At 66.8% G+C, this 19,579-nt stretch carries 16 protein-coding genes; 6 read left to right on the top strand and 10 right to left on the bottom strand.

Translation table 11 applies throughout. The features are described from left to right. Window positions 1-238: 238 nt before the first annotated feature. The gene (gene clpX / locus AC52GN_RS05400) at window positions 239-1,507 is read right to left on the bottom strand and encodes an ATP-dependent Clp protease ATP-binding subunit ClpX (protein ID WP_291781745.1); all 1,269 of its coding nucleotides are present in this window, start codon (window positions 1,505-1,507) and stop codon (window positions 239-241) included. A gap of 311 nt (window positions 1,508-1,818) precedes the next feature. Here clpX and AC52GN_RS05395 point away from each other — a divergent pair, with 311 nt between their 5' ends. Further along, window positions 1,819-2,352, top strand: a complete 534-nt coding sequence (locus AC52GN_RS05395; protein ID WP_496528772.1) for an HAD-IB family hydrolase — start codon at window positions 1,819-1,821, stop codon at window positions 2,350-2,352. Window positions 2,353-2,358: 6 nt separating this feature from the next. Here the strand turns inward: AC52GN_RS05395 and AC52GN_RS05390 are convergent, their stop codons facing one another. Next, window positions 2,359-3,528 (bottom strand): MFS transporter, encoded by a 1,170-nt coding sequence (locus AC52GN_RS05390; RefSeq protein WP_496528425.1) that lies wholly within the window; start codon window positions 3,526-3,528, stop codon window positions 2,359-2,361. Window positions 3,529-3,642: 114 nt separating this feature from the next. Between AC52GN_RS05390 and AC52GN_RS05385 the strand changes: the two genes are divergently transcribed. Then, complete coding sequence (locus AC52GN_RS05385) at window positions 3,643-4,452, top strand: AraC family transcriptional regulator (protein ID WP_343829106.1); 810 nt, start codon at window positions 3,643-3,645, stop codon at window positions 4,450-4,452. A gap of 100 nt (window positions 4,453-4,552) precedes the next feature. Beyond that, complete coding sequence (locus AC52GN_RS05380) at window positions 4,553-5,431, top strand: TSUP family transporter (RefSeq protein WP_496528424.1); 879 nt, start codon at window positions 4,553-4,555, stop codon at window positions 5,429-5,431. A 9-nt stretch (window positions 5,432-5,440) separates the two neighbouring features. Here AC52GN_RS05380 and AC52GN_RS05375 read toward each other — a convergent pair whose 3' ends face one another. The 8 genes from AC52GN_RS05375 to AC52GN_RS05340 form a co-directional block, all read right to left on the bottom strand. Further along, window positions 5,441-6,109 carry a GntR family transcriptional regulator gene (locus AC52GN_RS05375; protein ID WP_312218784.1) on the bottom strand — a complete coding sequence of 223 codons (669 nt, stop codon included), beginning with the start codon at window positions 6,107-6,109 and terminating at the stop codon, window positions 5,441-5,443. 87 nt (window positions 6,110-6,196) lie between these two features. Further along, complete coding sequence (locus AC52GN_RS05370; protein WP_496528423.1) at window positions 6,197-7,195, bottom strand: 4-hydroxyproline epimerase; 999 nt, start codon at window positions 7,193-7,195, stop codon at window positions 6,197-6,199. 12 nt (window positions 7,196-7,207) lie between these two features. Then, on the bottom strand, window positions 7,208-8,137 hold the full coding sequence (locus tag AC52GN_RS05365) for a dihydrodipicolinate synthase family protein (RefSeq protein ID WP_452111211.1): 930 nt from the start codon (window positions 8,135-8,137) through the stop codon (window positions 7,208-7,210). A gap of 102 nt (window positions 8,138-8,239) precedes the next feature. Beyond that, window positions 8,240-9,268 (bottom strand): Ldh family oxidoreductase, encoded by a 1,029-nt coding sequence (locus AC52GN_RS05360; RefSeq protein ID WP_496528422.1) that lies wholly within the window; start codon window positions 9,266-9,268, stop codon window positions 8,240-8,242. Between the two features lie 69 nt (window positions 9,269-9,337). Next, window positions 9,338-10,972 carry an alkaline phosphatase D family protein gene (locus AC52GN_RS05355; RefSeq protein WP_496528421.1) on the bottom strand — a complete coding sequence of 545 codons (1,635 nt, stop codon included), beginning with the start codon at window positions 10,970-10,972 and terminating at the stop codon, window positions 9,338-9,340. Window positions 10,973-11,085: 113 nt separating this feature from the next. Next, complete coding sequence (locus tag AC52GN_RS05350) at window positions 11,086-11,841, bottom strand: TonB-dependent receptor domain-containing protein (RefSeq protein ID WP_496528771.1); 756 nt, start codon at window positions 11,839-11,841, stop codon at window positions 11,086-11,088. Between the two features lie 1,451 nt (window positions 11,842-13,292). Further along, window positions 13,293-14,138 carry a carboxypeptidase regulatory-like domain-containing protein gene (locus AC52GN_RS05345; protein WP_496528420.1) on the bottom strand — a complete coding sequence of 282 codons (846 nt, stop codon included), beginning with the start codon at window positions 14,136-14,138 and terminating at the stop codon, window positions 13,293-13,295. Window positions 14,139-14,238: 100 nt separating this feature from the next. Continuing rightward, a complete protein-coding gene (locus AC52GN_RS05340) occupies window positions 14,239-15,462 on the bottom strand; it encodes a hypothetical protein (protein WP_496528419.1) in 1,224 nt (407 codons plus the stop codon). Window positions 15,463-15,791: 329 nt separating this feature from the next. Between AC52GN_RS05340 and AC52GN_RS05335 the strand changes: the two genes are divergently transcribed. Genes AC52GN_RS05335 through AC52GN_RS05325 form a run of 3 tightly spaced genes read left to right on the top strand, consistent with a single transcriptional unit; the run spans window position 15,792 to window position 19,572 of the window. Beyond that, a complete protein-coding gene (locus tag AC52GN_RS05335; protein WP_338575886.1) occupies window positions 15,792-17,030 on the top strand; it encodes a parallel beta-helix domain-containing protein in 1,239 nt (412 codons plus the stop codon). A gap of 8 nt (window positions 17,031-17,038) precedes the next feature. Further along, window positions 17,039-18,184: an SO2930 family diheme c-type cytochrome gene (locus AC52GN_RS05330; protein WP_496528418.1), complete on the top strand. Its 1,146-nt coding sequence runs from the start codon at window positions 17,039-17,041 to the stop codon at window positions 18,182-18,184. Further along, window positions 18,175-19,572: an aldehyde dehydrogenase family protein gene (locus AC52GN_RS05325; RefSeq protein ID WP_496528417.1), complete on the top strand. Its 1,398-nt coding sequence runs from the start codon at window positions 18,175-18,177 to the stop codon at window positions 19,570-19,572. Before AC52GN_RS05330 ends, AC52GN_RS05325 begins: the two co-directional genes overlap by 10 nt. Window positions 19,573-19,579: the final 7 nt, after the last annotated feature.

Genomic DNA, 19,579 nt, shown 5'->3' with positions numbered 1-19,579 from the left:
CCGCCGATCCGATCCGACTTGGCGCGACTGCCGCCTCGTCTCGACTCGACCCGCTGTTTTCAGCGGCTTTCGTGTGAGTATGTGGTTCTGTCTGGACGCGGTTCAAGCGTGGCGGGCGCGCGGCCCACAGAAGCGTGAAAAAGCGTGTGATTTCAGCCGACCGCCCGAATAGTCCCTGAAACGATGAAGGGGCGGCCCGTGGCGAGCCGCCCCTTGTCTCTTGGATCGGACCGCAGCGTCAGGCGGCGCCGTCGGCCGTCTTCTTCTTGGTTTCCGAATAGATCAGCAACGGCTGGGCCTTGCCCTCGATCACCTCGGCGTTGACCACGACTTCCTCGACGCCCTCGTAGGTGGGCAGTTCGAACATGGTCTCCAGCAGCACGCCCTCCAGGATGGAGCGCAGGCCGCGCGCGCCCGTCTTGCGGGTGATCGCCTTCTTGGCCACCGCCGACAGGGCGTCGTCGGTGAAGGTCAGCGTCACGTTCTCCATCTCGAACAGGCGCTTGTACTGCTTGACCAGAGCGTTCTTCGGCTCGGTCAGGATCTTGATCAGCGCCGTCTCGTCCAGATCCTCCAGCGTCGCCAGAACCGGCAGACGGCCGATGAACTCGGGGATCAGGCCGAAGCGCATCAGGTCGTCAGGCTCGACCTGCTTGAGGATTTCGCCGGTGCGACGCTCGTCGATCTCCTTGACCTTGGCGCCGAAGCCGATCGAGGCCCCCTCGCCGCGCGCCGAGATCACCTTCTCCAGGCCGGCGAAGGCGCCGCCGACGATGAACAGGATGTTGGCGGTGTCGACCTGCAGGAACTCCTGCTGCGGATGCTTGCGCCCGCCTTGCGGCGGCACGGAGGCGACGGTGCCTTCCATGATCTTCAGCAGGGCCTGCTGCACGCCCTCGCCCGACACGTCGCGGGTGATCGACGGGTTGTCCGACTTGCGTGAAATCTTGTCGATTTCGTCGATGTAGACGATGCCGCGCTGGGCCCGCTCGACATTGTAGTCCGACGCCTGAAGCAGCTTCAGGATGATATTCTCGACGTCCTCGCCCACATAACCGGCCTCGGTCAGGGTGGTGGCGTCGGCCATGGTGAAGGGCACGTCGATGATGCGCGCCAGCGTCTGGGCCAGCAGCGTCTTGCCCGAGCCGGTCGGCCCGATCAGCATGATGTTCGACTTGGCCAGTTCGACGTCGTTGTTCTTCGTCGCATGGTTCAGGCGCTTGTAGTGGTTGTGGACGGCGACGCTCAGCACCTTCTTGGCGTGGGCCTGGCCGATCACATAATCGTCGAGGACGTCGCGGATCTCCTTGGGCGTGGGCACGCCGTCCTTGGAGGTCTTGAAGGCGATCTTGTGCTCTTCGCGGATGATGTCCATGCACAGTTCGACGCATTCATCGCAGATGAAGACGGTCGGTCCGGCGATCAGCTTGCGGACTTCGTGCTGGCTCTTGCCGCAGAACGAGCAGTAGAGCGTGCTTTTGGCGTCTGTGCCGGCGGCTTTGGTCATAGACCCTTCTCACTATCCGCAATCCGCCCCGACATTGGGACGAAAGGCGCTTCCTTCACGATCGATCCAGGGAATCTATCATCGAAGGTCTTCAAAAAATGACAATCACCCATCACACGTTCCGCCACAACCCCGTTGCGGCGCTGCAACGCGCTTCGGGGAACGGACAGGACAGATAATATGGGGATCACGGCTAATGTCTGACATGGGAAGCGAAAAAGCCTTTCACCAGTCCCCCGCCCCCGGACAGGCCATCGTCGCCTTCGATTTCGACGGCACCCTGACGATCTCGCGACAGCTTCACCACCTTCCTGAAGTGGCGGGCCGGCCCCCTGCGCTGGTTTCAGGGGCTGGCGCGTCTGATCCCGGCCGTCTTCGCCTATCTGAGCGACAAGGATCGCGGCCGGATCAAGGTCGCCTCAGTGCGCGAATTCCTGACCGGCGTCGACCGCACGGCGCTGGAGGCCGAGGCCGAACGCTTCGCCCAGATCATCTGGCCGCGCTTCATGCGTCCCGACGCCCTGGCGACGTGGGAGGACTGGGGCCGTCGCGGCGCCCATCGCGTCATCGTCACCGCCTCGCCGGAAACCACCGTCGCCCCCTTCGCCCGCAGGCTGGGCGCCGAAAACCTGATCGGCACCCGCCTGGCCTTCGACGACCAGGATCAGGTGCTGGGCGCCTTCGTCGGCGGCAACTGCCGGGGCGAGGAGAAGATGCACCGCCTGCGCGCCGTCTATGGCGACGACATGGTGCTGACGGCCGCCTATGGCGACACCTCCGGCGACGCCCAGATGATCGCGGCGGCCGAGGAGAAGGGCTACCGCGTGTTCACCGCTCGTCCGTAAGCACGCCTAGGCGACCTGGCGGTCACGCCCCGCGCCCAGCCCCAGCACGACCAACAGGATGCACAAGGCGCCACACGCCGCCAAGGCCGGCGCCCATGCGTCGACGGCGTCGTGCAGGGCTCCAATCGCAATCGGGCCGCAGGCGGACATCAGATAGCCTACCGATTGGGTCATCCCTGAAAGCTGCGCGGTCTGTTCGGCCGAACGGCTTCGCAGGCCGATGAAAGCCAGGGCCAGGATGAAGGCCCCCCCGATGGCGAACCCGAACAGGGCGACCCAGATCATCGCCAGTCCCGGCGCGGCGTACAGACCCGCCAACGACATGAGGCCCAGCAGGGCGAAGCCTGTCGCCAACGCCCGCTGATCCTTCATCCGGCGCACCAGAGGAACCAGAACCAGACCCGGCGCCGCTGTGGCCAGTTGCATCACGCCGTGCAGGCCGCCCGCAACCTCCGGCGACATGCCGGCGCCCGTCAGGATCGACGGCAACCAGGCCGCCACCGCGTAGTAGACGAAGGAGTTCACGCCGAAGAAGAGCGTCACCTGCCACGCCAGGCCCGACCGCCACACAGAGACGCCGCTCAGGCCCGTCGCCGCCTCGGACGCAGGCGCGGAACGGCGGCGCAACTGCGGCGCCCAGACCAGAGCCGCCGTCAGCGGCAATACGATCAGCGCCGCCAGCGCCCACCGCCAGTCGAACGCCTGCGCCAGTGGGACCATCACCGCCGACGCCCCGGCCGAGGCCACGCCCATGGTGACGGCGTAAAGGGTGGTCAGCTGGGTGATCTGATCGGGAAAATCCCGCTTCAACAGACTGGGCAGCAGGGTGTTGCCGATGGCGATGCCGGCGCCGAGCGCCGTCGACCCCAGATAAAGCGCCCACAGCGGCCCGGCGGACCGGATCGCTATGCCCCCGATCATGGCGATCAGCGCCAGGAAGATCGCCCGCTCCAGGCCCGCCGCCCTGGCCAGTCGCGCCGCGAACGGCGAGACGACGAAGAAGGCCAGCAGCGGCAGGGTGATCAGGAAGCCCGCTTGGCTGGCTCCCAAGCCGAACGCCTGGCCGATGTCGCCGAGCAGCGGCCCCGCCCCCGTGAACGTCCCGCGCAGGGTGCCGGCCACCAGCAGAACGCCGGCGATGATCCAGAATGGATGCAGGGAAGCACGCGAAGTCATGACAAGCCGCCGGGGAGAGACGCCTCAGGAGGAAGGCCCGCCCACACTAGCGATGGAGCAATCGGCGAACTTCGGCTATTCAGGCATGAAGTTTCGATAATCGGTCAGATCGCCATGACCTCCCTGCACGCCTGCTTCCAGAGCTTCGACCCCGACGCCTTTCCGCAGGCCGCCATCGCCGTCAGCCTGGGCGGATCGGCGCATGACGTCGAACTGCCCCTGCACACCCATCGCAAGGCCCAACTGGTCGTCGCGCTGCAGGGCGGGGTCATGTGCCGGACGCAGGACGGCCTGTGGATGGCGCCCCTCGGCGGCGGCGTCTGGGCGCCCGGCGGCACGCCGCACAGCAACCGCGTCACCGCCAACGGCCGCGTCTGCATGCTGTTCGTCGAGCCGGACGTGCCCGGCCTGCCCGACCGATGCTGCACCCTGTCGCTCAGCCCCATGCTGATCGAGATGATCCGCCATCTGGCCCGCCAGCCCACGCCCGACTATGCGTTCGGCGGCCATCTGGACCGGATCGCCCAGGTCATCCTGGAAGAACTGCGGCGGACCGAGATCGCGGCCCTGCACCTGCCGATCCCGGCCTCCCCCGCCCTGCGCCGCATCGCCGAGGCCTTGATCGACAACCCCGGCGACCGATCCACCGTGGGCGAGTGGGCGCGCCGCGTCGCCATGAGCGAACGCACTCTGACTCGGCTGGTCGTGCGTGAAACAGCCATGAATTTCAGCCGCTGGCGCCAGCAGTTGCAGATCGTCCTGGCCTTGCAACGCCTGTCGTCCGGCGCCTCGGTCCAGAGCGTCGCCTATGACCTGGGCTATGAGTCCGCCAGCGCCTTCATCACCATGTTCAAGGCCGCCCTGGGCAAGCCCCCCGCCAAGTACATCGCGGCGGCCGCCCCCCGCGCCCTCGAACAAGCCTGAGCGCCAAAGCAATCAACGTATATTGTATCTGATTTGAGCTCATGTTTTCCTTCGGCTCGAACCGCTCGGCAAGGGCGGCGAAACCTCGGGGGAGGGAAACATGATCGTAGCCGTTCTATTGACGGCGCTGGCGCTACTGGCCGCCTGCTACGCCGTCCAGCTGGTGCGCACGGCCAAGGCGCGCGGCGCCTTGAGACCCAGGGCCGAGGGCGTGGCCATCGGCGCTGTCGCCAACTTCTTCGACGCCCTGGGCATCGGGTCCTTCGCGCCGACGACGGCTTGGCTGCGGTTCCGCAAACTGGTCCCCGACAGCTTCCTGCCCGCCGTGCTGAACGCCGGCCACTGTCTGCCGACGGTGATGCAGGGGCTGGTCTTCATGAAGCTGATCCAGGTCGACCCGGTGCTGCTGATCGCCTGTATCGGCGCCTCCATCCTGGGCGCGGTCATCGGCGCGCCGATCGTGCTGCGTCTGCCGGTGCGGGCGGTGCAGATGGTGGTGGGCGCGGCCTTGCTGATCGCCGCCGCCCTGTACGCCATGACCAATCTGAACCTGATGCCGGCGGGCGGCGAAGCCGTATCGCTGGGCGGCGGCCTGTTCGTCGTCACCGTCGTCGCCCACCTGATCATGGGCGCGCTGATGAGCTTCGGCATCGGTCTTTATGCGCCGTCCCTGATCATGCTCAGCCTGATGGGGATGAACCCCACGGCCGCCTTTCCGATCATGATGGGCGCCTGCGCCTTCCTGATGCCGGTGTCGAGCCTGCGCTTCATCAGGAGCGAGCGCATCGACCTGCGGCTGGTGCTGGGCATGGCGATCGGGGGCATACCGGCGGTGCTGCTGGCCGCCTTCGTCATCACCTCCTTGCCGCTGACCGTGCTGCGCTGGGGCGTGGTGGCCGTGGTGCTCTATGCGGCTGTCAGCCTGTTGACGACCGCCCTGAAGGCTCGCCCGGAGGCTGCCGCCGCCGAACAGGGATGAGGCCTTCGATCAGTCCTGTCGATCTTCCTGTCCGAACTCCTGGCGAAGGTCGGACAGGGTATGTTGCAGATGCTCGGCAACCAGGCGGCGGACTGCTGCGGCGTCCCGGTTCAGCCAGGCCTGCAGAATCTCATGATGTTCCGCCTCGGCCGTCAGGTGACGCCCCTTGTGCTCCAGGTGCTTGCGAACATAGCGGTCGGCCATGACGTGAAGGCGGGCGGTGATTTCCGTGGTCAGGGCGCGTCGGCCCGGCTGCACCAGGGCCATGTGGAAGGCGCGATTCAGCGCTCCGACCGTCGGCAGACCGGCCGCCGCCGCCGCGTTGAGTTCGGCCAGCACCCGCCGGGCGGTCTCCTGCCGGGTCTCGTCGGCGCTGAGGCAGGCCTCTGCCGCCGCTTCGGGCTCCAGCTTCAGGCGCAGCTCATAGATTTCCTCAGCCTCGGCGGCGCTCATGCCGCGCACGAAGAAGCCGCGGTTGGGGTGCGACACCACCAGACCGTCCTGCTCCAGCCGCACCAGCGCTTCGCGCAGCGGAATCTTGGAGACGTTCAGGTCGGCGGCCAGACCATCCTGGCGAATGGGCACGTCGGGCGCGATCGCCCCGGACACGATCATGTCGCGCACCACCTCCATCAGGCGATCGGACAGGGTGCGGACTTCAAGCGGGGATGCGGCCATGCGGGAGTTCATCGAGTCGAAAAGGCTGGGCTGGTCGCCCGGCCCAGCCATACCGCGCGACGGCCGTAATTACGATGCGGAACTCCCTCAGACGACCTGGAAGCCCGCCCAGAAGGGATCGCGACGATCCACCCAAATGGTATTGAAACCCGTGGCGACGGCCGAGCCCTCGATCGAGGGCACGATCGCCTTGTGGCCGCCCACCGTCGTTTCGGCCTCGACGCGGCCGATGAAACGGCTGCCGATATAGCTTTCATGGACGAAGGCGTCGCCGACCTTCAGCCGCCCCCTGGCGTGCAGATGGGCCAGGCGCGCCGAGGTGCCGGTGCCGCACGGGCTGCGGTCGATGGCCTTGTCGCCATAGAAGACGGCGTTGCGGCCGTCCGCGCCCTGCCCCTTCGGCCTGTCGGCCCACAGGACATGGCTGACGCCGTTGATCGAGGGCTCGTCCGGATGCACCGGATGGAAGGCCGCCCGCACCCGCTCGCGCACCAGACCGCTCAGTTCGATGATGCGGCTGGCGCCCAGATCATCCAGCCCGGCGTAGGCGCCCTGCGGCTCGACAATGGCGTAGTAGTTGCCGCCGTAGGAGACATCGACCGTCAGCGGACCGAGGCCCGGGACCTCGATCTCGATCCCCTCGGCCGCCAGATAGGCGGGGACGTTGCGGATGCGCACCGAGGTCACGCGATCGCCCTCGGTCTCATAGGCGATGTCCAGCACGCCCGCCGGAACCTCGACCTTCAGCCGTCCCGGCGTGCGCGGCCGGATCAGGCCGTGCTCCAGGCCGAAGGTGATCATGCCGATGGTCCCATGGCCGCACATGGGCAGACAGCCGCTGGTCTCGATGAAGAGAATACCCGCGTCCGCGTCCGGCAGGGTCGGCGGATACAGGAAGCCGCCGCTCATCATGTCGTGGCCGCGCGGCTCGAAGCACAGCGAGGTGCGGATCCAGTCATAGCGGCTGAGGAAGTCGAGCCGCCGCTCGGCCATGCTGGCCCCTGACAGCAGGGGCGCACCGCCGGCGACCAGGCGGACCGGGTTGCCGGCGGTATGACCGTCAATGCAGAAGAAGACGTCGCGCATCGGGACTCCGGATCAGACGATCTTCACAGCCTTGCCCGAACCGATGGGGCGAGTCTCCGCCGCCTTCTCGACCATGGCGATGACCTCGGCCCGGCGCGCGCCCGCCAGCGGCATGCGCGGCATGCGGACCCGCTCGGTCCCCCGACCCATGATGGTCTCGGACAGCTTGATCGACTGCACCAGGTCCGACACGGAATCCAGGTGCAACAGCGGCATGAACCAGCGATAGATCTCCAGCGCGCGTGCGATGTCGCCGTCCTTGACCGCCTTGACCAGGGCCACCGACTCTTCGGGGAAGGCGTTGGTCAGACCCGAGACCCAGCCCTTGGCGCCCAGGATCAGACCTTCCAGCGCCACATCGTCCAGGCCGACCATCAGCGAATAGCGGTCGCCCAACTCGTTGACGATGTCGGTGATGCGCCGCGAGTCCGGAGCGCTTTCCTTCAGGGCTACGATGTTGGGCACGTCAGACAGACGACGCAGGTCGTCGTTGTTCAGCGTCTGCCGATACATCAGCGGGTTGTTGTAGAGCATGTTGGGCAGGCCGCTGGCCGCCGCCACGGCGCGGAAGTGCGCCTCCAACTCCGCCTGGGTCGGCACATAGACCATGGCCGGCAGCACCATCAGGGCGTCCACGCCGATGGCCTCGGCGTCCCTGGCGTAGCGTTCGGCCCGCGCCGTGGTCAGTTCGCTGACCCCAGTGATGATCGGCACGCGTCCTGCGGCGACCTCGACCGCCGCCTTCAGGACGGCGCGCTTCTCTTCCGGCTCCAGCGAGTTGTTCTCGCCGACCGTGCCCATGACGATGATGCCGTCGACGCCGTCCTTGATCAGACCGTCCAGCACCGTCTGGGTGGCGTCCAGATCGACCCCCAGTCCTTCGTCGAATTGCGTGGTCGCCGCCGGGATCACCCCGGTCCAGTCCAACTTCGCCCCAGCCATGAACAACTCCTCCTCAAACAACAATCGTATACGATATCTGATTACAGATTAAGTCAAGCGGTCTACAGCCTCTGCGGCGCGGTCGATCGCTTCCGACCGGGCTCAGAACCCGAGAGCCAGGATCTGGTCGTAGAGGACCTTGGGCGTGCGCACGCCGCGCGCCAGGCTGCGGGCGCGGGCCTCATAGCGGCGCTGCGACGGCAGGCGCGCGCCCTGATCGGCGAAGGCGGCGAACAGGGCCTCGGCGCGGGCGGCGTTCGCCTCGGCGTCTCCGCCGCCCATGACGGCGGGATCAAACGCCAGGATCAGTTCGCCGTGCATCGGCGCCGCCTTGGCGCCGTCGTCGAAAGCCATGGACTCTCGGCTGGTCAGATCCCCGATCAGCGGCCCCGCCATCAGCTCGATCATGGTCGACAGGGCCGAGCCCTTGTGTCCGCCGAAGGTCAGCATGGCGCCGTCCAGGGCCTCGCGGGCGTTCGTGGTCGAACGTCCTTCGGCGTCAACGCCCCAGCCCTCGGGGATCGGCTTCCCGGCGATGTCGTGCAGCGCCATATCCCCGCGTGCGATAGCGCTCGTGGCGAAGTCGAAGACATAGGGGTGCGGCCCCGGACGCGGCCAGCCGAAGGCGATCGGATTGGTGCCCAGAAGGCCGCGCCTTCCTCCGGCGGGCGCCACCCAGGAATGGCTGGGCGTCATGGCCAGGGCCGCCACGCCCATGTCCGTCAACTGCTCGATTTCGGGCCACAGGGCCGAAAAGTGGAAGCAGTTGTTGATGACCAGGGCCGCCACCCCGACCGCCCTGGCCTTTTCCGCCAGCAGAGGCGCGGCCCGCTCGAACGCCAGCAAGGAATAGCCATGGCCCGCATCGGCCCGCACCAGGGCCGGCGAGGCGTCCGTGATGACGGGCTCCGCATCCGGCGAAAGCTTGCCCGAACGGATCGTCATGACGCAGCCCGGCAGGCGATAAAGCCCGTGGGACGCACACTCGTCCCGCTCGCCGGCCGTGATGACGCGGGCCACCGCCTCGGCGTGCGGGGCCGACAGACCGGCCCCCGTCAGCACCCGCCGCGACAGGGCGAACACCTCTTCGATCGACAGGGCGACCGTCTCCTGGGCCTCAAACACGCTCACATCGCTCTCCCGCGCCTGAATCGTATACGATACTGCTGGGGCGAGCCGGAAACATCAAGCCCGACGGGCTCAGGTCGTGAAGCGTCGTCGGCCCTTCTCGACCGTCATCCGATGCGCGCCTGCGACGGCCGAGGTGCGCGCCTTGACGGTCTCCATGAAGATCCACTCGCCGCCGACGCGCTCTGGCGTGATGTCGATCATCATGTATCCGCGCCCGCTGGGCTGGGCCCAGGCCATTTCCGGATTGGCGGCGACGAAGGATCGAGCGGCGACCGACGGCGCGACGCCCAGTTGCTTCTCCATCCCGTTGGAGGTCACCGCCTGACCTGCGAACTCCACGCCCGCCGGACGACCGTCTTCCGACAGAGAAAAGGCCCAGGCGTTGTGGCTGTCGCCGGACAGCATGACCAGATCGGCGTCGGCCGCCTGAGCCGCCTTGAGGAAGCGCGAGCGCGCCGCCGGATAGCCGTCCCAGCGGTCCATCCACATCGGCAGGCCGACCCGCCCTGCCCGCGCGGCGTTGGCGAAGGACCGAACGGCCCCCTCGCTCAGATCCGGCCGCAGCAAGTCCAGCGCATCCCCAGGCATGACGGTGCGGCCCATGATGGTGCCCATGCCCACCACCTGCCAGGCCGTGGTGCGGGCGTTGGCGCGCAGTTCGCGCGCCAGCCAGGCTTCCTGGGTCGAGCCCAGCATGGTGGCCGAGACGTCCTGCCACGCGCCGTCGCGGAAGGCGGTCAGGGCGGCTTCGGTCCCCTCGCGATAGGCGGCGCCGATATCGGCCTGACGCGTGCGGCCGATCAGCCGTGATTCCGTGCGGTAGAGGGTCGCCAGATCGCCGATCGGATAGGATTTCCACGGCTCCTCGGAAATCGGCATCCATTCCAGATAGGCCTGGACGGCGGCGGCGCGGCGCGTGCTCCAGTCGCCTTCGGTCGCCGGTTGATGGTTCTGGGCGCCGCCTTCCCAGCTGTCGTTGGTCGATTCATGATCGTCCCAGACGCAGACCATCGGCGCCGCCGCATGCAGGGCCTGCAGGTCGGGATCAGCGCGGTAGCAGGCGAAGCGCAGGCGATAATCGGCCAGCGCCACCATCTCATGATCATGGGCCGGCAGGACCACGCGTTCGGCGATGCGATCGTCTGCGGCGTAGGAGCCGATGCCGTATTCATAGACATAGTCGCCGACGTGCAGCCACAGGTCGACATCGTCGCGCGCCGCCGCATGGGCATAGGCGTTGAACCACCCCATGGGCAGGTTGGAGCAGGAGAACAGGCCGATGCGGAACCGCTCGGCCCGGCCGACCGGCAGGGTCCGCGCCCTGCCCGTCTGCGAGCGCGATCCATCCGGGCCGATGAAGCGGTACCAATAGGTCTGGCCGGGCTCCAACCCGTCCAGGGTGATCTTGACGGTCCAGTCGCGATAGGCGCCCGTGCGCACCACTCCGCGCGCCGCCACCTGGCGGAAGTCGGGGTCCAGCGCGATCTCGGCGTCGAGCCGCGTTTCACCCGCTTCCCCGGCGGGGACGTAGCGGCTCCACAACAGCAGGGAGTCCGGCCCCGGTTCGCCGCTGGCCACGCCGTGGGTGAAGCCCGACGCGCTCAACAGGGTCTTCGCCAGCGCCGCGCCGCCCGGCAGCGCCAGGGCCGCCAGGCCCAGGCCGCCGCCCATCACCAGCCGCCGTCGATCAAGCCTCAAGGCCATGGGATGTCCTTTGAAGAGAAAGGTCCGGGGACGCCGTCCCTCGGGAAAAGGATCCGAGCGACCGCGCCGTCGCAGGACGACGCGGCCGCCGGGTCTTCATGCGTTCAGGCGGATCAGAAGACGCCCTTGATGCCGATGTTCCACATCGAGCCGTAGACGGTGTACTGCTGCACCCGCTCGCGCTCGTTGGAATAGATGATGTCCGGCGCGTTGAAGATGTTGCGGCCCGCCAGCATCAGATCGAAGCGGTCGTTGAGCTTGTAGTTGACGCTGACGTTCCACAGCTCGCGCGGCGAGTGATACAGGATGCCGTTGTTCGGCGTGGTCGGCGTATTGTTCAGTCCACTGACCCGATACTTCGACTGCCAGTTGCCGTTCAGCTGGAAGTCGAAACGGCCGATGTTGTAGCGGACGCCCCAGTTGGCCGCCTGTTTCGGCGTGCCCTGACGCTCGCCATCCGGGTCCAGATAGGTGACCGAGCCGTGCAGGCCCAGACCGCGCCAGGCGCCCGGCAGGAAGGTCAGTTGCTGGTTGTACTCCAGCACCACGCCGCGATTGGTGCTGGTTCCCTCCAGGTTCTGGGCGCTGCGGAAGGTGTAGCCTGCATACTCGGCCGGATCGAAGCCGACATTCTCAGGGTTCACCGTCATGCCGGTGACCTGCATGTCGTTCATGTCCAGCTGATAGGCGGACAGGCCGATGATGCCCGCCGGCGCCAGATAATACTGCAGGCTGGCGTAATACTTGGTCGAACGCTCCGGCTTCAGTTCGGGGTTCGGAACGGTCACGATCATGGTGTCGTCGTTGATCGACACCACCCCGCCCAGATTGCCGTAGTCGGGACGCAGGATCGCCTGGCTGAAGGACAGTTGGCCGACCAGCTTGTCGGTGAAGTCGTATTTGACCCCCGCTCCAGAACCAGTCGTCGTAGTCGCCCTTGCGGTCCTGATAGGTCCCGTCGTTGTACTGATAGAGCAGGCCTTCGATGGTGTTCACCGAATAACCGGCGTCAGTGACCTCCTTCAGCGGGCGGATCATCGCCACGCGCGAGGCCGTCTCGGTCTTCTCATAGCGCAGACCCAGGTCGAAACGGGCGCGACCGGCGTCGGCCTGCGCCTCGACATAGGCGGAGGTGATGTCTTCCTTGACGCGCTTGTTGTTGTCGAGACGACGCTTCAGGTTACCGATCTCGTCCGCCACGAAATACTCGGGGTGCTCGCGATAGATGTCGTACATCCCGTAGTGGCTGTCGGCGCGCCAGCCCTGTGCGTTCATGTTCCCCGCATCGAAGCCGATCATCTCGAAGCGGTACTTCTGGGTCCATGGGATGACCGCCTCAGCCGACGTCTGCGTCAGGTCGCCGGTCGAGCCGACATATTTGAACTGCTGATACGAGCCTTCGTCGGTGCGCCAGTCGTTGCTGCGCGCGCCCAGCCCGCCCATCAGGGTGAAGTGGACGTCGCCCAGGCTCAGCCGCTTCTTCACGTCCAGGTTCAACGCATACATGTCGTTGATGGCGTCCGACTCAGCCGTGCGGATGTTGTTGCCGATGGAGATGTCGCGGTTGAAGTTCATCGGGTCGCTCCACGAACGGCCCGCCGTCTGGCGCAGATACCAGGCGTTGGACTCCGTGGAGTCGCGCTCCATCTCGAAACCGATCCCCGTCAGGTGGTTATCGGTGCGCTGGAAGAAGCCCTTGCTGGTGTCGCGGAAGTTGAACTCCGCCGAGGAATAGCTGGCGCGCAGCGCCGCTTCCCAGGTCTCGCCCTTATATTCCAGCTTCGGCGCGATCAGATAGGTCGGCGTCCCGGCGTAGCGGTGCGAATAGCCGGTGTGCAGACGGGTGTTCCGGCCATCCGGATTGACCACGATGTGCGTGCCTGTCGACTCCGGCGTGGCGTAGGATGTCGTCGTCGTGCCGAAGGTCAGGTAGGTGTACTGGTTGAAATACTCCACGTCATAGAAGGAGTAGTTGCTGCGCAGCGAGAAGATCAGGTCTTCGGTGAACTTGTAGTCCAGCGCCAGGTTGGCGGCCGTGCGGCTGGTCAGCTTCGGACCCGGACGCCACATGACCTGATAGGGCAGCACCCGACCGTCGGCCAGATAGGACCAGTCGGTCTGGATGCGATCCTGCTGCACATAGTTGGCGTTGTGGCTGGCGCTGAAGGCCACGCCCAGACGACCGTCCATGAAGACGTCGGCGTAGGAGAACTGGGCCGAGGGGTAGAGGCTGGCGTGCTTCTTGTCGTCGGGCATGTAGTGACGCGACAGGGCCGAGTCCGAGGTCGCCACCCCGCCCAGCTGGAAGCGCAGCTGACGCTCAGGCAGCTGGAAGGCGTATTTGCTGCGCAGGTTGATGCTGCCGCCCGGCGAGGTCGGCGTCCATGCTCGCCAGCAGGGTGTGGTTCAGCTCGATCGTCTCGATGCCCGTGATCGACATCTGCTCGAACGAGTTCTGACGCCCCGAATTGTTGTTCGAGGTGGCCGTGGCCATGCGGGCCCCGTCCATGGTGAAGGTCGAATATTTGGGCGGCAGGCCGCCGATCCGTACGGCGGTGGCGTCGACCTCGGTGTAGTCGATCGACAGGCCCGGCATGGACTTCATGAACTCGCCGACGTCGCCCATGGTCAGGGCGCCGAAGTTGTCGGCCGGCACCACGTTCTTGGCGTTCATCGCCACGCGGCGCTCCATCAGCGCCTTGGCCTGCCCCCCGCGCGCGGCGGTGACCACGATGTCCGAGACCGAGGCCACGTCATCGGCCGCGCCATAGGACGGCGCCTGGAGTTCGACATCGACGACCGCCGTCTGGCCCGCGCCCACGCTGGCGACCACGCGCGCCTCCTGAAGACCGGCGTAGCGCACGATCACCACGACCTCGCCCGCCGGCACGCCGCTCAGGCGGAAGACGCCGCCGTCGCCTGAATAGGCGATCAGGCTGGTGCCTTCGACCCGAACCTCGGCGTTGCGGATGAACTCGCCGGTCGCGGTGTCGAACACCCGGCCGCGCAGGGCGCCGGCGGCCACGGGCGACTGGGCCGCAGCCTCGCCCGAGGTCTGCGCCGCGGCGGCCTGCGGCGCGACGGCGACGAAGGCCGCCGCCATCAGCGGATACAACAACAGGGCTCGCGGGCTGGCGCTGGCGAGATGGCGGGAACGAATCTTCATGGAAATCTACTCGAACAACTGGGGAGGAGAGGAAAAAGCGAGGGGTCGCAGGCCGCCGTGACAGCGGCCCGATGGGGCGAACGCAGCCGTCAGGCGCGGCTCAGGGGGCGGAGAGTCGTCGCAGGCGCTCTTCGGCGTCGACGGGCGCGAACGGCGCCTGCGGATCGCCGGTCCAGCGCATCAGGGCGATGTCAGCCGTCTGGGCGCCCTTGCCGCCGGAATTCGCCGCCACATAGAAGAGGCCGCGTCCCAGCGGTTGAAACCCGACGTCCGCCTTCCAGAGCCAGCCGCGCAGGCCGGTAACCGGGTCTTCCAGACCGTCCGGCGCCAGAGGCAGCAGCATCCCCTGCTCCCAGCCTTCGCCCGACGCCGCGGGCACGCCGATCAGATCGCCGCGCGCAGGCCTGGCCTCGGCGTCGACGGCGAACAGCAGATAGTTGGGAAACTCGGGCTTGCGCCCCTGATAGACGCCCATGAACCAGCGGCCCGCTTCGGCGTCGTAAGCGAGGTTCTGCACCCCATAGGTCGTATTGCCGGTGCGGACGAAATACTTGCCGTCGACGGCGGCGGGGCCTTCGCGGTGCGGCGCGGCCTCTGACAACGGCCGGGCGTAACGGTCCCAGGCGGCGATGTCGTATTGCAGCAGGACCTGATGATCGTTGTCGGCCCGCGTCACATCGCCATAGACGCCATAGGCCACGGTCAGCAGCACCGGTCCGTCCCTGCGTCCGAAGCGCGGACCGAACGCCACGCCGTCGATGCCCGAGGCGCCGTAGCGATGATCGCGCGTGTCCGCCGTATCGCCGTCAAACCGCCCGTCGCCGTCCATGTCGGCGGCGTAATCGCGTCCGACCTCGGCCAGATGGACCGTCCTGAACAGATCGCTGCGACTTGCCTCGACCCCGACCTCATTCAGGCCCGCGACATCGATCACCGCGATGTAGAATGCCTCGTCCGCCTTGTACTCCAGCGAGCCGTACAGCCTGCCGTCGACCGGGTTGAGCGCCAGGTCGCCCAGGTGGCCGGTCCAGCCGACCAGCGTCCCGACCAGCCGCCCCTCAAGGTCGTACTTGGCCAGCAGGTTGGTGAAGGAATAATAGATGAAGCCGCCTTCGACATCGACGGCGACCCCCTGCACATGGCCGGAATCCCAGGTCCCGCCGTTCTGGTTCAACGGCAGGCGCTCCACGGCGCGGCGGTCGGTCGGGGACGCATCGGCGGCCTGCGCCCAACCCGGCGCGATAGCGACCAGCATGGCCGTGGCCAAGGCCAACGCTGCAATGGTCACAGGCGCTATGGCGCGCGGCGAAACACTGAACTTCATGCCTTTGAATCCCCGCCTCCGACGGAGAGGGGCTCTAGGGCGAATTCATGATGTTCGGCTCACGCTTCGACTACAGCCACGCCAAGCTTAGGCGACGATCCGGCGTCCATCCCTCTCCATGCGGAGCATTCAGCGGCGGCGGCGTCGGCCGGCGCATATCAGGCGGCGCGCGAGTGAAGATCCTTGCGTCGAAGGCGGTCGACATCACCCCGATGACTCGTTTGACGGACTCAAAAACGGAAACAGTTTCGTTTTCTTCTTGCAGCAAGAGGAACCTTATGAAAACCTCCGGCTGGGCGAACACTCACGAGCGTTCTGGAGGGGACATCATGAAAATGCGCATCTGGCTGCCGGTCGCGGCGATACTGTTTCTGAGCGCCTGCGGGTCGAAACCGACCGAGAAGGGCACGGACCTCGCGAAGGCGAACACAACCTATCAGAACGAACTGATGGAGCTGTTGATGGACGCCAAGCCGGGCGCGGTGATCGAAATCCCCGCCGGCGTCTTCGCCATCGACACCGAGTTGAGCCTGGTGGTCGACGGGGTGACCATTCGCGGCCAGGGGATGGACAAGACCATCCTGAACTTCCGCAACCAGGCGGCCGGCGCTCAGGGCCTGCTGGTCACCGCCAGCAATTTCACCATTGAAAACCTGGCGATCGAGGACACCAAGGGCGACGCCATCAAGATCAACAAGGGCGAGAACATCATCGTCCGCAAGGTCCGCACGGAATGGACCCAGGGACCCAAGACGGAAAACGGCGCCTACGGCATCTACCCCGTCCAGACCAAGAACGTCCTGATCGAAGACAGCGTGGCGATCGGCGCCTCCGACGCCGGCATCTATGTCGGCCAGTCGCAGAATGTGGTGGTCCGCCGCAACCGGGCCGAGTTCAACGTCGCCGGCATCGAGATCGAGAACTGCATCGACGCCGACGTCTATGAAAACCTGGCCACCAACAACACCGGCGGCATCCTTGTCTTCAACATGCCCCAGCTTCAGCAGGCCGGCTATCGGACGCGCGTCTACAACAACCGCGCCGTCGCCAACAACACGCGCAACTTCGGCCACGCGGGCACCCCGGTCGCCAGCGTGCCCGCGGGCACGGGCGTGATCGTCAACTCCAACGATCAGGTCGAGATCTTCGACAACGACATCGCCGACAACAAGACGGCCAACATCATCATCTCGGCCCTGTTCTCCGCCGGCTATTCCGACAGCGCCATGAGCGGCGACTTCGACCCCTATCCCGAGGCCATCCTGATCAAGGACAACCGCTTCAGCGGCGGCGGCAACGCGCCCGACGGCATGGAATTCCAGGCCCTGCGCATCGCCAAATTCGGTCCGACCGGCCGTTTCCCCGACATCCTGTGGGACGGCTACGTCAATCCCAAGCGGCTGGTGAACGGCCAGTTGCCGGCGGAGCTGCGCATCTGCATCGACAACGGCGACGCCGGGATCCTGAACGTCGACGGGCCGAACAAATACGCCAATCCGAACACCGACATGACGCCGCACCGGTGCACCCTGCCCCGCCTCTCGCCCGTCGTCCTGCCCGCAGCCTGACACGGCCCATGACCCCGCTTCGTCTGCTCGCGTTCGGCCTGCTGCTCCTGATCGGAGCGGCAGGCTGCTCCAAGCCTTCCGCCCCGGCCCAGCCTCTGGCCGAACCGACCTACTTCGACAGCGAAAACCCCAAGTCGCTCCGGGAATGGGGCATGGTCCAGACGTCGGACGGCGCTCTGATCCTGGGCGCGCGCGTGACGCCCTATGACCTGACGACGCCGCTGTTCACCGACTATGCGCAGAAGCTGCGGACCATCTGGATGCCGCCCGGCGTCGCGGCCGACTATACGGCGGACAGCCCCCTGGCCTTCCCGGTCGGCACGGTCATCACCAAGACCTTCTTCTACCAGACCGGCGCCAAGGGCCGGGTGCTGCAACAGGCCGACCCGGCGCAATTCCATGCCGGCGACGGCCTGAAGCTCAATCAGGTCCGCATGATCGAGACCCGCCTGCTGATCCGCAGGGCCGAGGGCTGGACCGCCCTGACCTATCTGTGGAACGACGCCCAGACCGACGCCGTGCTGCATCGCATCGGCGCCGTCGTGCCCCTGACCATGGTCCGTCAGGACGGCAAGGACGAAGCCTTCTCCTACATCGTTCCCAACGCCACCCAGTGCTCCGCCTGCCACGCGACCAACGTCGCCACCCGCGAAATCCAGCCGATCGGCCCCAAGGCGCGTCTGCTCAACCGCGATTTCGCCTATTCGGACGGGTCGGAGAACCAGCTGAGCCGCCTCACCGCCATGGGCTATCTGAAGGGCGTCGCCGATCCGGGTCAGGCGCCGCTTCAGGTGTCCTGGACGGACGCCGCCACGCCGACCGAGGCGCGCGCCAGGGCCTATCTCGACGTCAACTGCGGCCATTGCCACAACCCCAAGGGGGCCGCCGCCACCTCAGGGCTCTACCTGGACGCGGCCTCGCCGCTGTCAGGGTCCGCCGGCCTGTGCAAACTGCCCGTCGCAGCGGGCGCGGGCACGGGGAACCTGCGCTTCGACATCGTGCCGGGCAAGGCGGACGAATCCATCATCGCCTACCGCATGGGCTCGACCCATCCGGCCGTCATGATGCCCGAGATCGGCCGCTCGACCCGCCATGACGAAGGCGTGGCCCTGATCCGGTCCTGGATCGATTCATTGGAGGGATCATGTCGTTAGACGCGGCCCAGACCCCTGACCCTCAGATCGCCGCGATCATGGAGCGCCAGCGCGCCGCCTTCGACAGCGGCCTGACGCGCGACCTGGCCTGGCGTCGCGCCCAGCTCGCCGCCCTCGAACGGATGATGGTCGAGAACGAGGCGGAGATCGCCGCTGCGCTGAAGGCTGATCTGGGCAAGCCGTTCGCCGAGGCCTGCACCGCCGAGATCGACCTGGTCTCCAGCGAAGCGGCCCTCGCGCGCAAACAGGTCGCCCGCTGGAGCCGCCCCCAGCGGACCAGCACCCCCCTGGCGATCCAGCCCGGAAAGAGCTTCATCGAGTCGGCGCCCTACGGCGTGACCCTGATCATCGGGGCGTGGAACTATCCCTTCCAGCTGGTTCTGGCCCCCCTGGTCGGCGCCATCGCGGCGGGCAATTGCGCCGTCATCAAGCCTTCGGAGATGGCGGTCCAGTCCTCGGCCCTGCTGAAACGACTGGTCGAACGCTATCTGGACCCGCGCGCCTTCGCCGTGGTCGAAGGGGACGCCGCCGTCTCCAAGGCCCTGCTGGACCAGCAGTTCGACCTGATCTTCTACACCGGCGGCGAACGGGTCGGCCGGATCGTCATGGCGGCGGCGGCCCGTCACCTGACCCCGGTCGTGCTGGAGCTGGGCGGTCAGAACCCCTGCATCGTCGATGAGACCGCCGACCTGACGGTAGCCGCCCGGCGCATCGTCTGGGGCCGCTTCCTGAACGCAGGCCAGATCTGCGTGGCGCCGGATCACGTCTATGTCGCCGCCTCGGTCGAGGCCCGGCTGTTGAACGAACTGAAGCACGCGGTCACGACCATGTTCGGCCCCGATCCCCGGCAAAGCCCCGACTACGGCCGCATCATCAATCCGCGCCACGTCGCGCGCCTGCAGAGCCTGCTGGCCGACGGCCGCGCCGTCATAGGCGGCCAGGCCGATGTCGACGGCTGCTATGTCGCGCCCACCATCCTGACGGATGTCGCGGCCGATGCGCCGGTGATGGCCGAGGAGATCTTCGGCCCGATCCTGCCGGTCCTGCCCTATCAGGCGCTGGACGAACCCCTGGCGGCCATCAACGCCCGCGCGCCCGCGCTGGCGCTCTACGCCTTCACCCGGAACAAGACGACGGCTGACCGGATCATCGCCTCGACGCGATCCGGCTCGGCGACCATCAACGACGCCGTGATCTTCATGGCCAATCCGAACCTGCCGTTCGGCGGCGTGGGGGCCAGCGGCATGGGCGCATATCACGGACGCTACAGCTTCGAGGCCTTCAGCCACCGGCGCGCCGTGTTGAAGCGCGGCTTCGCCCTGGACGCCAGCATCCGCTATCCGCCCTTCACCAAGGGCAAGCTGGCGCTTTTCCGGCGCATGGCCTGAGTCGTCT

It is taken from the genome of Brevundimonas sp. SS2672 (genome assembly GCF_059579685.1).
This window is presented reverse-complemented; position numbering and strand designations above follow the sequence as displayed.

What these genes read in the sequence shown, in the direction of transcription:
- AC52GN_RS05335 (WP_338575886.1), top strand. Translation starts at nt 15,792, where the DNA reads ATGAAAATGCGCATCTGGCTGCCGGTCGCGGCGATACTGTTTCTGAGC.
- clpX (WP_291781745.1), bottom strand. Translation starts at nt 1,507, where the DNA reads ATGACCAAAGCCGCCGGCACAGACGCCAAAAGCACGCTCTACTGCTCG.
- AC52GN_RS05355 (WP_496528421.1), bottom strand. Translation starts at nt 10,972, where the DNA reads ATGGCCTTGAGGCTTGATCGACGGCGGCTGGTGATGGGCGGCGGCCTG.
- AC52GN_RS05325 (WP_496528417.1), top strand. Translation starts at nt 18,175, where the DNA reads ATGTCGTTAGACGCGGCCCAGACCCCTGACCCTCAGATCGCCGCGATC.
- AC52GN_RS05370 (WP_496528423.1), bottom strand. Translation starts at nt 7,195, where the DNA reads ATGCGCGACGTCTTCTTCTGCATTGACGGTCATACCGCCGGCAACCCG.
- AC52GN_RS05380 (WP_496528424.1), top strand. Translation starts at nt 4,553, where the DNA reads ATGATCGTAGCCGTTCTATTGACGGCGCTGGCGCTACTGGCCGCCTGC.
- AC52GN_RS05365 (WP_452111211.1), bottom strand. Translation starts at nt 8,137, where the DNA reads ATGGCTGGGGCGAAGTTGGACTGGACCGGGGTGATCCCGGCGGCGACC.
- AC52GN_RS05340 (WP_496528419.1), bottom strand. Translation starts at nt 15,462, where the DNA reads ATGAAGTTCAGTGTTTCGCCGCGCGCCATAGCGCCTGTGACCATTGCA.
- AC52GN_RS05345 (WP_496528420.1), bottom strand. Translation starts at nt 14,138, where the DNA reads ATGAAGATTCGTTCCCGCCATCTCGCCAGCGCCAGCCCGCGAGCCCTG.
- AC52GN_RS05385 (WP_343829106.1), top strand. Translation starts at nt 3,643, where the DNA reads ATGACCTCCCTGCACGCCTGCTTCCAGAGCTTCGACCCCGACGCCTTT.
- AC52GN_RS05330 (WP_496528418.1), top strand. Translation starts at nt 17,039, where the DNA reads ATGACCCCGCTTCGTCTGCTCGCGTTCGGCCTGCTGCTCCTGATCGGA.
- AC52GN_RS05390 (WP_496528425.1), bottom strand. Translation starts at nt 3,528, where the DNA reads ATGACTTCGCGTGCTTCCCTGCATCCATTCTGGATCATCGCCGGCGTT.
- AC52GN_RS05375 (WP_312218784.1), bottom strand. Translation starts at nt 6,109, where the DNA reads ATGGCCGCATCCCCGCTTGAAGTCCGCACCCTGTCCGATCGCCTGATG.